Annotated in this window: 12 protein-coding genes; 8 read left to right on the forward strand and 4 right to left on the reverse strand. The window is 36.2% G+C overall.

Annotation, left to right across the window (positions count from 1 at the left end):
* Window positions 1–141 precede the first annotated feature (141 nt).
* From QZ738_RS00725 to sucC, 7 genes are all read left to right on the forward strand, one after another.
* The gene (locus QZ738_RS00725; RefSeq protein WP_293783023.1) at window positions 142–777 is read left to right on the forward strand and encodes a hypothetical protein; all 636 of its coding nucleotides are present in this window, start codon (window positions 142–144) and stop codon (window positions 775–777) included.
* 2 nt (window positions 778–779) lie between these two features.
* Complete coding sequence (locus QZ738_RS00730; RefSeq protein ID WP_293783026.1) at window positions 780–1,076, forward strand: transcriptional regulator; 297 nt, start codon at window positions 780–782, stop codon at window positions 1,074–1,076.
* 374 nt (window positions 1,077–1,450) lie between these two features.
* Window positions 1,451–3,010, forward strand: a complete 1,560-nt coding sequence (locus QZ738_RS00735) for a DUF4173 domain-containing protein (protein ID WP_293783029.1) — start codon at window positions 1,451–1,453, stop codon at window positions 3,008–3,010.
* Between the two features lie 25 nt (window positions 3,011–3,035).
* On the forward strand, window positions 3,036–3,548 hold the full coding sequence (xrtK, locus tag QZ738_RS21275; RefSeq protein ID WP_367268551.1) for an exosortase K: 513 nt from the start codon (window positions 3,036–3,038) through the stop codon (window positions 3,546–3,548).
* The gene (locus tag QZ738_RS00740) at window positions 3,532–6,354 is read left to right on the forward strand and encodes an MSEP-CTERM sorting domain-containing protein (protein WP_293783032.1); all 2,823 of its coding nucleotides are present in this window, start codon (window positions 3,532–3,534) and stop codon (window positions 6,352–6,354) included. Before xrtK ends, QZ738_RS00740 begins: the two co-directional genes overlap by 17 nt.
* A 105-nt stretch (window positions 6,355–6,459) precedes the next feature.
* Window positions 6,460–6,771: a hypothetical protein gene (locus QZ738_RS00745; RefSeq protein WP_293783035.1), complete on the forward strand. Its 312-nt coding sequence runs from the start codon at window positions 6,460–6,462 to the stop codon at window positions 6,769–6,771.
* 432 nt (window positions 6,772–7,203) lie between these two features.
* The gene (sucC, locus tag QZ738_RS00750) at window positions 7,204–8,403 is read left to right on the forward strand and encodes an ADP-forming succinate--CoA ligase subunit beta (protein ID WP_293783037.1); all 1,200 of its coding nucleotides are present in this window, start codon (window positions 7,204–7,206) and stop codon (window positions 8,401–8,403) included.
* Between the two features lie 388 nt (window positions 8,404–8,791).
* Here sucC and QZ738_RS00755 read toward each other — a convergent pair whose 3' ends face one another.
* Genes QZ738_RS00755 through QZ738_RS00770 form a run of 4 tightly spaced genes read right to left on the reverse strand, consistent with a single transcriptional unit; the run spans window position 8,792 to window position 10,183 of the window.
* Window positions 8,792–8,998, reverse strand: a complete 207-nt coding sequence (locus QZ738_RS00755) for a helix-turn-helix transcriptional regulator (RefSeq protein WP_293783040.1) — start codon at window positions 8,996–8,998, stop codon at window positions 8,792–8,794.
* Window positions 8,999–9,034: 36 nt separating this feature from the next.
* Window positions 9,035–9,388, reverse strand: coding sequence for a hypothetical protein (locus tag QZ738_RS00760; RefSeq protein ID WP_293783043.1), 354 nt, complete (start codon window positions 9,386–9,388; stop codon window positions 9,035–9,037).
* Window positions 9,327–9,623 (reverse strand): hypothetical protein, encoded by a 297-nt coding sequence (locus QZ738_RS00765; RefSeq protein ID WP_293783046.1) that lies wholly within the window; start codon window positions 9,621–9,623, stop codon window positions 9,327–9,329. The genes QZ738_RS00760 and QZ738_RS00765 overlap by 62 nt, the downstream gene beginning before the upstream one ends.
* 2 nt (window positions 9,624–9,625) lie before the next feature.
* Window positions 9,626–10,183 carry a hypothetical protein gene (locus QZ738_RS00770; protein WP_293783049.1) on the reverse strand — a complete coding sequence of 186 codons (558 nt, stop codon included), beginning with the start codon at window positions 10,181–10,183 and terminating at the stop codon, window positions 9,626–9,628.
* A 590-nt stretch (window positions 10,184–10,773) separates the two neighbouring features.
* Between QZ738_RS00770 and QZ738_RS00775 the strand changes: the two genes are divergently transcribed.
* Window positions 10,774–11,634: an RNA polymerase sigma factor RpoD/SigA gene (locus QZ738_RS00775; protein WP_010601359.1), complete on the forward strand. Its 861-nt coding sequence runs from the start codon at window positions 10,774–10,776 to the stop codon at window positions 11,632–11,634.
* Window positions 11,635–11,897: the final 263 nt, after the last annotated feature.

Raw genomic sequence — 11,897 nt, forward strand, 5'->3', positions numbered from 1 at the left:
TATCTCTTGAATATTCAGACTATCAACCATGAACGATGTGACCATTAACCAACTACTAACCTACCATTAACCAACAAAATTGAAAAAAGATTTGGAGGAGTAAATTTTATATTTAACTTTGAAAAACAAAGTACTTTTAAAATGAACACTCCAGAAGAACAGTTAAACACCTTAAAAGATATCAGAAATATGATGGATAGATCATCCAGATTTATTTCTTTGAGTGGTTTGTCGGGTATTTTTGCGGGTGCTACAGCCTTGGCAGGTGCTTACTTTGCAAACAACGAAATCAACAAATTCATCCAGAAAAGAGGTTATGGCTATGGAGTAGGCGGAGAATTGGACCTGGAATTTAACCTGATCAAACTCGGGATTTTTGTATTGGTAATTGCTTTAGCCGGGGGTGTTTTATTTACGTATAGAAAAAGTCAGAAAAATAAGCTTCCCATCTGGGATAAAACCTCTAAATCACTTTTGATCAACCTATTTATTCCTTTGTTTGCCGGAGGACTATTTATTATCGCCTTATTGATCAACCATCCGAACACCTATAGTATCATCGCGCCAAGCTGCCTGATTTTTTATGGGCTGGCACTGATTAACGCCAGTAAATTTACCTATAGTGATATCCGCTATTTAGGCTTTTGCGAGGTGATATTGGGCTTGGTCTGTATGTTTTATGTGGGATATGGATTAATTTTCTGGGCTTTAGGCTTCGGTGTACTACACATTGTTTATGGTCTTTTGATGTATTTTAAATATGAGAAAGGTCAGTAAGGATGAAAAACCCGATAGCAGATTTAAATAAAATATTCGATAGCCGGATCAGGCTGGGCGTGATGTCTATGCTGGTGGTGAACAAAGAAATTGGCTTTAACGACTTAAAACAAATGCTCGAGTTGACGGACGGCAATTTGGCTTCACATCTAAACACCTTAGAACAGGCCGAATTTATCAAGGTACATAAGGGCTTTATTGGTCGTAAAACCAATACTACCTACTCCATTACCGATTTGGGAAGGCAGGCATTTAAAGCACACTTAGATGCACTTGAAAAAATGATCAGGAAGCTATAAGCTATTTTTTTTAAGCATTTACTTTGAAATACAAAGCACTTTTAAAAAACATAAAGATGGAAGATATACGAGAACCTCAAATGAATTACGTAGGCAAAAGACTCGCTTACTATTCTGCGCTCATGGGAACATTGATATTCATAACCTACCTGATATCAGGATCTTTTCTCCTATTAGTCACCGGAGCTGTTTTTACGCTAAGTGCAGCACTTATAAATATTACGGTAGTGGCGTTAATCGTAATAGAATTTATCAATTACCGAAATCATTGGAAAAATTCCCTGACCACAATCGTCTGCATGCTCTTGAACATCCCGTTAGCCGCTAGCTACATGCTTATATTAACTTATTTCCATTCTTAAATCTTAAATTAAATGAAAAATAAATCGAACCTCTTACTATTATCGGTCCTACTGGGCGGCCTCTTGTTTACTTTTCTTTTTTGGGAAGAAAGACTCGCGTTTAATCTCCTTATTTACAGTATCTATTTGCTGGCCATCACCTTTATTAATCCGGATGTGATTAAAAGTACCAAACTAAAAATTTACGGCCTGGCACACCTGCTGGCAGCGGTTCTGGTGGTGATTAACAATTCTGATTTAGCTTTGGTAACTTACTACATCAGCCTGCTCTTATTTATTGGTTTTGGTCATCAACAGCAAATCCGGACCATTTTTACTGCTTTTTTAGCAGCCATTCTGCAGATTGTCACTGTGCCTTTTAATGCGATCAAACGATTAAGCCAGGTCAGTGTAGGCAAAGTGAGCCTTAACCCATTTTTTACCCTAATCAAATACATCTTTATACCAGTTATCATTGTAATCTTCTTTTCATGTCTTTATGCAGCCGCAAGTAACGTTTTTGCACATTATGCAGAAACCATCTTAACTAATATTGGCGACTTCCTGGATCATTTGTTTCACTTCTTTTTTAAAGACCTGAGTTTTGAGCGCATCATGCATGTAGGCCTTGGACTGTTATTAACAGGAGGTTTATTGCTCGCATTTTTGGATAAAAGTCTCGAAAAAGCGGAACTGAAATGCAAAGAACAATTGGTAAGGATGAGAAGACGTATCGGACAAAAAACGGTATGGTACAACATCGCAGAAACATTTACCGGCAACCTGTTAACCCGGAAAATGGCTTTAAAAACGGAATATATTGTGGGCATTATTTCTTTTGCCGCACTTAATCTGTTGTTACTGATGTTAAACACCATCGATATCACAACACTTTGGTTTGGCTATGAACCTTCGGGCAATTTTTCTGAAGAACTGCACCAAGGTACAAATTCATTGATCCTTAGCATTGTAATGGCCATGGCAGTAATACTCTATTATTTCAGGGGAAACTTAAATTTTTATCCCAAAAGTAAAACGTTGAGGGTATTGGCTTACGCCTGGATGGTCCAGAATTTTATCCTGGTCATATCCGTATTTATTCGCGATGCTTACTATATCGAATTTCATGGTTTGACTCATAAAAGAATCGGCGTATTGGTATTTGCCACCCTTTGCATCATTGGTTTGGCAACAGTTTATTTTAAAGTAGCCAAACAGAAAACCATCTTCTATCTTTTCAAAGTGAATGGAAATATCTGGTTTGCCCTGCTGTTGACATTTAGCTTTATTAACTGGGATGTTTTAATTGTGAAATACAACCTCAATCATGTTGACGCTATTGCTATTGATCCTTATTATCTGACTTCCTTATCAGAAAAGACACTGCCTTTGTTAGATAAAAACCGGTCAAAAATACATCCTTCAGTCCACAACGATTCAGAAATCGCCAAGGTATACCAGCCAGAAGCAGATTTAATGAGAAAACTGGATCAACGGATCGATTATTTTAAGGAAAGGTATGACCGAGAAAGTTGGTTATCATGGAATTTACAGGATTGGAATACAGCAGAATATTTTGGGCTTAAAAAATAAGAAAATGGAAAAGAATCGTAATCTGATGTATTATTTATTTGGCATCTTATTATTCGTGTGTTTTAAGTTAGCCTATATAACAATGGATGCTGAAAAGTTATCATTTATACTTAGTCCAACTGATTACTTCGTTTCAAAATCAACAAATTCCAATAGCAGATGGATTGAGCATTTAGGTTATTATCATCAGGATCTTAATATTACAATAGAGAAATCGTGTTCAGGCTTCAATTTTTTCTCTCTAAGTTTTTTAATTACTTATTGCCTATCCATTAGCTATTTGAAGCGTTTTAAATTAAAATGGATTACATTACCCGGTTCCCTGTTATTCAGCTGGATATTAACCATATTCGTTAATACTTCACGAATAAGCTCTTCCATTTTTATAGCTAACAGCATCAATATTCCAAAGCAGTATCAACCGCTTGTTCATCAAGCAGAAGGTACATTCATCTATCTATTCTTTTTGATATTAACCTACAAATTAATTAATCATTTACTAAAAACATACGCTGTTCATTATGAAAAACCTGCTTAATCCAAAATGGCTTATCGTAATTAGCATTATTCCATCAATAATACTGCTGCTGCTTTTCTACGGCCAATTCAGCATTATTAAAAGTTTGCTAAAAACAGAAACTGTAGAAATATGGTTAAATTTTTCATTAACAATAATGCTGTTGACCTGTGCACAGTTGGCTTATACCCTATTTAGCAGATACAAGAAGTACAACATATCTATATTTTATGCTTTTTTTAGCTTGTTGGCTTATACTATTTTTCTATATGCATATGCACAATATGCCGATATAATAATTCCGTTCTCAGTTCCGCAATGGATGATTAATGTGGATGTAATTTTATATCCGGGCACCTTTTTAATGCCCACTCTAATTCATTCACTTTTTATTTTGGTCGAGTTTTCGAGCCGGAAAAGCAGATCATCGTCAGCCTGGTTAAGTTTTATGTATGGAATCTCAATACCTATACTAGGATATGTATTTTTACAGATTGTACTTCCCTTATGGAAAAAACCGGAAAGCAGTTTTGATACAAATGTATTGATGATATTATTCATCATTGCCTCTGTACTATTCCTATTCTTTATTTGTCGTGGCATCTATATTATTACAAAATTAAATACTCTAAAATTTTCAAAATATATTGTTTTCATCAAAGTACTAATTGCCATTATTTTACCAATTGTCGGATTATTGATTAACAATGGGAGACTTAGACTTACAGGTAACTTGGGTGAATCTATATTTGGAAATTTTAGCAGCATTTGGTTCTATATCATTGCTATCATAAATGGGATATTGGTATGTTTGCCCAGCTTCAGAAACGTCCATATACGTTTGCTCCGATTTTTAGCGCTTGCGATCTGCTTTCCCTATACACTCTATTTTTTTCTTGTCTTTTTACCTTATTTACCTTTAGCGATAATTGCAATAATTGTTATTGGTGCAGGTTTTCTGATGTTGGCACCACTCTGTCTATTTGTTGTACAGATTAATGAATTACTTAAAGATTTTAATGCTTTGGCAAGAAATTACTCCCGCACAAGACTAACAGCCTACACAAGCATTGCTTTATTAACCATCCCAGTTTGTATTACTACCCTTTATTTACACGACAGGTACGTCTTGAACAAGGCGTTGGAGTATGTGTACAATCCAGATTATGCTAAAAAATATAACATTGATAAGCAATCCTTAGCCAGAACATTGTTGAGAATACGACAGCAAAAAGGAAGAAGTAATTCCTTATCGGAAGAGAAATCGCCATTTTTAACACCGTATTATAATTGGCTGGTATTTGATAATCTGGTTTTGTCCGAAAACAAGATTAATACTTTAATGGCCATTTTTTTAGGCGAAAGTGAGCAAGAGCAAGTTCCAGCCATTCAAACCACCAGTAAAGTAAAAATATCTAAAATTTCGAGTGTAACTAAATTTAATCAGGCACAACAGGCATGGATCAGCAACATTGATCTTGAACTTACAAACCCCGAACAAACAAATTTAGAAAGCTATGAAACAGCATTTATTTTACCTGAAGGTTGCTGGATCAGCAATTTCTATTTAAATATCGGCAATAGAAAGGAATATGGAATATTAGCCGAGAAAAAAGCAGCACTTTGGGTTTTCTCACAGATCAGAAACGAGAACCGCGATCCCGGTATTTTGTATTATTTAACCGGGAATAAAATTGCATTTAAAGTTTTTCCTTTTTCATCCCGACAAACCAGAAAAAGTGGAATAGAATTAATCCATAAAGTGCCAATAAATCTCAAAATAGATAACAAAATTATTTTACTTGGCGATAGCAACACACCTAGAAGTCATAAAATCGAATCCATCAATGGAACAGTTTACCTACCTGCTGCTGAGAAAGCAAAGTTAAAACTGATTAAAAGAAGACCAGAATACCATTTTATTATTGACGTTTCCAAAACTTGCGCAACAAGTAAAGCCGAATATGTTAAACGCATCAATAATTTTATAAGCAAAAATCAAATCGATCAACAGAACATCAGATTAAATTTTGTGAGCACTTTTAATGAGGAAATAGCCTATACAGCCGATTGGAAAGATAAACTCTACAGACAAAGTTTCGATGGTGGTTTTTATTTGGAAGGAGCGATCAAAAAAATCTTAGTGGAGAACTATACAGCCAACAGTAGTGCACATCCGATTATGGTGGTGGTAAGCAATACATTAGCGAAAAGCATATTACAGAATGATCTTGCCAATTTTAAAATAACATACCCAGAAAGTGATGATTTTTATGAGCTTGATCAATCGGGTAACTTGTATAGCCATTCGCTAGTGAATAAACCCGAACAGCGGTTGAATGCCGTGCAGGCAATAAATAACCCCGCAGTTTACTGTTGGCCTGATCCGCTGAAAACGAAAGCTTATCTGGCGAATGATGGACAGCCTTCCATCATTATCGATCGCTCTATAAAAGCAGTTAGCCAAAATGCTATTGATAAAAGGAATTGGCTATCTGGCTTGAACTTACATGGAATGTGGCTTAAAAGCCAGATAAATTGCGAGCAGTATAACCAATCACAACTCAATCTAATAAAACAGAGCATGCGAACAGGCTTTTTATCCAGATCAACATCCTACTTAGTTGTTGAGAATGAAGCGCAAAAACAGATGCTAAAGAAAAAACAAAATCAAATTTTATCGGGTAACAAAAACTTAGATCCTGATGAAGACACGCAAAGCATGGACGAACCAAACTTATATATCCTCATTACCATAATAATCATGTTTTTCTTATGTTATTCCAGAAATAAACTAAACTTTTCATCTAAAACAAACAGTAATTAAACCCACTTACAATTAACCTCTCCACTCTTCCAGCCTAAGCTGGAATTTTCCCCTGATGCAACTGCTTCAGAGGAATTAAAAACAATTAATCGTACATTAAAAATCATGAAAAATTTAAAGTCAACATTTGTTTCACCGTCAACACGTATTGCCATCATCGTTGGGATTACAGCGTTCATTCTAAGCATTCCGCTTATCGCTATGCAATTTACAAACGAAGTGGATTGGACGCTATCCGATTTTCTAACCGCAGGAATTTTATTGCTCAGCACAGGTTTTGCCACTGAACTGGTTATTAGAAACCTAAAAACCGGCACATTAAGAACAATAATTCTCCTTGTCATTTTGCTAATGCTATTCCTGATCTGGGCAGAGCTTGCCGTGGGCGTTTTCGGAACGCCGTTTGCAGGCAGTTAACTGCTGCCATTAACTATTTGGTTCCCGCAGATTTAGTGTGATTAACGCCCAGGATTTTTTTTGCATTTGGCTACAATAACATTGTTTTTAGCCTGATTGCAGCGCTAAGCCCGGATCCCGATTTTTACATCGGGTGAGGACTTATAGCGGAAAGCAGGGCCGCCGGCCGCCATTAGTAACCGGCCCCTCACTTTCAAATAAAAATATCTGCTAAATCAGCCCGATACCATAAATCAGCATCCATTACCGATACCTATTCCCTGTTTAACACAAAACGCTCATTTTATTAAAAAATCGGTAAATTCTATTTGTTTAAAGGCTGTGAAATTGTAGCTTTGGGCAAATTTTGTAGCAAATGAACCCAATGCTGTTAAAACCATTATTTTGATAGTAAAAGGCTCCATCTGACAGATAAAGAAAAAATATAAACAGATGAATATTCACGAATACCAGGGTAAACAAATATTAAAAAGTTTCGGTGTTAACGTTCAAGAAGGAATAGTTGCCGATACTCCTGAGCAAGCTGTTGAGGCCGCTAAGCAACTGAAAACCGATTACAACTCTGACTGGGTTGTGATTAAAGCGCAAATCCATGCTGGTGGTCGCGGTAAAGGTGGCGGTGTTAAATTGGCCAAAAACCTTGAAGAAGTTAAACAACGTGCTACCGACATCATCGGCATGCAATTGGTAACGCCTCAAACCGGACCGGAAGGTAAAAAAGTGAATAAAGTTTTGGTAGCCCAGGATGTGTATTATCCAGGCGCTTCTGAAACCAAAGAATTCTATATCTCTGTATTATTAGACCGTGCTAAAGGCCGTAACATCATCATGTACAGTACCGAAGGCGGTATGGATATCGAAGAAGTTGCAGAACACACACCACACTTAATATTCAAAGAAGAAATCGATCCTAAAGTTGGTTTACAGGGCTTTCAGGCACGCAAAATCGCCTTCAACTTAGGTGTTAGCGGTAATGCGTTTAAAGAAATGGTAAAATTCGTTACTGCTTTATACAAAGCTTACGAAGCAACCGATTCTTCCATGTTCGAAATTAACCCGGTATTAAAAACATCTGATGATAAAGTAATTGCAGTTGATGCCAAAGTGAATCTGGATGAAAACGGTTTGTTCCGTCACCCGGATTATGCGGCAATGCGCGATGAAACCGAAGAAGATCCAATGGAAGTTGAAGCAAGTGCAAGCAACCTGAACTTCGTTAACCTTGATGGTAACGTAGGTTGTATGGTTAACGGCGCAGGTTTGGCAATGGCTACCATGGATATCATTAAATTAGCTGGTGGTGAGCCTGCTAACTTCCTTGACGTAGGTGGAACAGCAAATGCACAAACGGTTAAAGCCGCTTTCAATATCATTTTGAAAGATCCTAACGTTAAAGCCATCCTGATCAACATTTTTGGTGGTATTGTACGTTGCGACCGCGTTGCTCAAGGGGTTATCGATGCATACAAAGAAATCGGAAATATCCCTGTGCCAATTATCTGCCGTTTGCAAGGTACAAATGCCGAAGAAGCTAAAAAATTAATCGACGAATCTGGCTTACAGGTTTATTCAGCAATTGCTTTAAAAGAAGCAGCTGATCTGGTAACTAAAGTTTTGGCTGAGCAAGCATAGTGAGCTTAAAGCAAAAAGACTAAAGCTTAAAGCAATATATATTTTGAAACCTTTCAGTTTAAACTGGAAGGTTTTTTTATTTCGCTCTATCACAGGAGTGTCTGCAGGACCGGTGTCGGATGCAAATAATTTACTTTTGTTTCGGTTCATGGTGAAACGAAACTCGACTCAGTTAATTTTATTTCAATTGACCAAATTGCTTTAGTTGGACAATATTTTTTTTTTGGAAAGCAAGGTTCTGTACATTTCGGCTCCGAAAGCCCTGCTATCCCTCCAAGTCCTCGCTCATGCTTCGCTCCGGGCTTTCCGTTTTATCAGGTTTATGTAACCAGGGCAGCTGGTTCTTGGGAATATTCAAACCTCGCAGGTTTTTTGAAACCTCCGAGGTTTACTCAGCGCGGAATTCCAGGATATCACCAGGCTGGCAATCCAAAACCGAACAGATAGCCTCCAACGTTTCTAAACGGATCGCCTTTGCCTTGCCTGTTTTTAGGATAGACAGATTGGACATCGTGATCCCCACCCGATCACTCAATTCAGTAAGCGACATTTTACGCCGGGCAAGCATCACATCTAAATTTATAATTATGGGCATTTTGAATCGGTAAAGTTAGAAATGTTTTCAACTAACCTAAATGGTTAAATCGTTTTCTTGTTTAAGTTTTCTCGTGTACACAATAAACTGGTAAGTTGCATTTGCCAGTATAATCAAGCCCATTGAATAAAGGCTGGAAAAGCCGTGTGTATGGTCATGTTTAAATGATCCACCAGTTAAATTACCAACATATTCATCCATCACCGTCATGCCTCCGATACTTATAGCCAAAAATAAAAACATCACGATTACCAATAACTGATAAATATTCTGTTCTTCAAGCCTATCAATATTAATCAGCCTATACCTGATGGCCAATAAAATGGCGCTACCTAAAATGAGAAAAAAAAACAACTCCTGAACCACCATCATCAAAAATTTGATTTTCAAGGGCAAGCGATTGCTTCAGGCTGGGCCTTAACTGTATCTTTCCTACTCCGCTATTGGTAAAATTAAACCCCTTAATATTTAGTTTGCTTACCGGTGCATTCCTGACCACATTAATAGTTAAACTACCTTTGTTGAAATCTATAACAGCATAAATAAAATGTGCAAAAACAGAAACCAAGGCATAAAAAATCAGGCTGTAAGCCGAGTTTCTCAGAATTTTTATTGCGTTGCTCATGGTTAAATCGTTAAATCGTTTTCTGCCTGAATTTCTATGCCACTGTTTACCAGCTGTACAATAACAAAAAGTATAATGGACATAAAAAACCATACATCAGCGCCGCCAAGATTTAATGATTGAAGATTGGGTGTCTCAATTCCGTGTGCCGCTAACCAAATGATATACTTATTGCCTGAATAGGTGAACAACCCTATCCCTAGCGCTAGAAAAGCTTCTTTTGAAATAAAATGCCTTAATTCTATACCGAAAGGCTGAGTAATACTGATTTTTTTCTGGGTAAAAACTTGTATAATCAAATAGAATATTATGGCTTTTAATACAGCTACAATAATAATTACTGTAGAGATAACAAGAAAATATCCCTGATCGAGTTTGTAGACACGAGCTAAATAATCTGCGCCATCCCAAAAATTGCGTACTCCATGCATATGTATACACAATGTAGTAACCATGTTTACCAACATTCCGCCTGCTTCAATACATAGTGCAGTAAAAATCACCCAGGAAAGCACCTGTAATACCTTGAAAATCAGCTTACTTTTTATTTTAATTTCCATAGTTATATTTCATTTTAAAAGGTTTGTGTTAAGATTTGACCTGTAAATGGTCGAGTCGTTTTTTCCTTTATTTTTTATTTCTTATCAGGATTGCCAAAACATAGAAAACCGCCATAGACAACAAAGAGGACGCATAAAATAGTTGAGGTGAAATGTCTTTCCAATATTAAATCCCATAGTATCTAAAAAAATTCAAGAAGTAGAAAACTGCATTGATACCTAACCATCTGACAAAAATTCTTAAGCTCAAAATCAGCTGGTCAATGGTAGATGCAGTTTTAGCTTTAAAAAAAAGAAATTTAAGAAACGTCATATTTATTCAATTAATTCCTCAACAAACATAAAAAAATATTTATTACAAATCAAAATAAATTTATTGAATTACAATAAATAAATATTATAAAGCAGCTATATCAGGATGTATCAAACAAAATAGATCGAAAACTTTCTTGGAATGATTTTTGTTATAAGTAAAAGCATAAAAAACATGTGCAAACGATAACATTTTCAGCATTTTATCCTTTCGGATTGCCATACAAATTTCGTAACTTTGCACACTTCAATAATTAAAGAGCACACAAAACGTATAAATGAGACAACTCAAGATAACGCAATCCATTACCAACCGTGAAAGTCAGTCATTAGACAAATATCTGCACGAAATTGGTAAAGTAGATTTAATAACAGCAGAAGAGGAAGTAATTTTAGCAAGAAAGATTCGTGAGGGTGATCAGGCTGCATTAGAGCGGTTAACCAAAACCAACTTACGTTTCGTTGTGTCTGTTGCAAAACAGTATCAAAATCAAGGTTTAACTTTAGGCGACTTAATTAACGAGGGCAACTTAGGTTTAATTAAAGCTGCAAAACGCTTTGATGAGACTAAAGGTTTCAAATTTATTTCTTATGCGGTTTGGTGGATCCGTCAATCTATTTTGCAAGCTATTGCCGAGCAAAGTCGTATCGTGCGTTTGCCGTTAAACCAGGTAGGTTCCCTAAGTAAAATCAGCAAAGCTTTTTCTAAGTTAGAGCAGGAATACGAACGTGAACCTTCTCCGGAAGAATTAGCAGATATTTTAGAAACTACGGTTGATAAGATTTCAGATACTTTAAGTAATTCAGGCCGCCACGTATCCATGGATGCTCCTTTTGTACAAGGTGAAGAGAATACTTTATTGGATGTATTGGAAAATCACGAGCCCAATACAGATAGCTCACTGATCAACGAATCTTTATCTGAAGAGATTAAACGTTCTTTATCTACTTTGACCGAAAGGGAAAGAGAAATTATCGTTTTATTCTTCGGTTTGGGTTCTAACCACCCACTTTCGTTAGAGGAGATTGGGGAGAAATTCAACTTAACACGTGAACGTGTTCGCCAGATTAAAGATAAGGCGCTGCAACGTTTACGTCATACGTCAAGAAGTAAAATATTAAAATCTTATTTAGGATAATAAATCAGATTCAAACAGATACAAAAAGACCGGTTAAAGCCGGTCTTTTTTTGTTTATTAGGTTTCTCCTTTATAATGGAAATATCGATTACAGACTACTAATCTTCTTATTGCAGTAACTAAATTTATCGTTATGATTTTATATCTTTAAATCATGTCGGTTGCTTTACTCAAAAAATCTATAATTATATACAGACCCATTTTTTTATGGAATATACTAATTAGTCTTTTAACTGCGGTATTCTTCCTTTTAAATGGATTCC

It is taken from the genome of uncultured Pedobacter sp. (assembly GCF_913776295.1).
In the GTDB taxonomy this organism is placed as follows: domain Bacteria; phylum Bacteroidota; class Bacteroidia; order Sphingobacteriales; family Sphingobacteriaceae; genus Pedobacter.

Bases quoted from the DNA above. Each gene is read 5' to 3' on its own strand.
- sucC (WP_293783037.1), top strand. From the start codon at position 7,204: ATGAATATTCACGAATACCAGGGTAAACAAATATTAAAAAGTTTCGGT.
- QZ738_RS00775 (WP_010601359.1), top strand. From the start codon at position 10,774: ATGAGACAACTCAAGATAACGCAATCCATTACCAACCGTGAAAGTCAG.
- QZ738_RS00725 (WP_293783023.1), top strand. From the start codon at position 142: ATGAACACTCCAGAAGAACAGTTAAACACCTTAAAAGATATCAGAAAT.
- QZ738_RS00770 (WP_293783049.1), bottom strand. From the start codon at position 10,183: ATGGAAATTAAAATAAAAAGTAAGCTGATTTTCAAGGTATTACAGGTG.
- QZ738_RS00755 (WP_293783040.1), bottom strand. From the start codon at position 8,998: ATGCCCATAATTATAAATTTAGATGTGATGCTTGCCCGGCGTAAAATG.
- QZ738_RS00730 (WP_293783026.1), top strand. From the start codon at position 780: ATGAAAAACCCGATAGCAGATTTAAATAAAATATTCGATAGCCGGATC.
- QZ738_RS00735 (WP_293783029.1), top strand. From the start codon at position 1,451: ATGAAAAATAAATCGAACCTCTTACTATTATCGGTCCTACTGGGCGGC.
- QZ738_RS00740 (WP_293783032.1), top strand. From the start codon at position 3,532: ATGAAAAACCTGCTTAATCCAAAATGGCTTATCGTAATTAGCATTATT.
- QZ738_RS00765 (WP_293783046.1), bottom strand. From the start codon at position 9,623: ATGAGCAACGCAATAAAAATTCTGAGAAACTCGGCTTACAGCCTGATT.
- xrtK (WP_367268551.1), top strand. From the start codon at position 3,036: ATGTATTATTTATTTGGCATCTTATTATTCGTGTGTTTTAAGTTAGCC.
- QZ738_RS00745 (WP_293783035.1), top strand. From the start codon at position 6,460: ATGAAAAATTTAAAGTCAACATTTGTTTCACCGTCAACACGTATTGCC.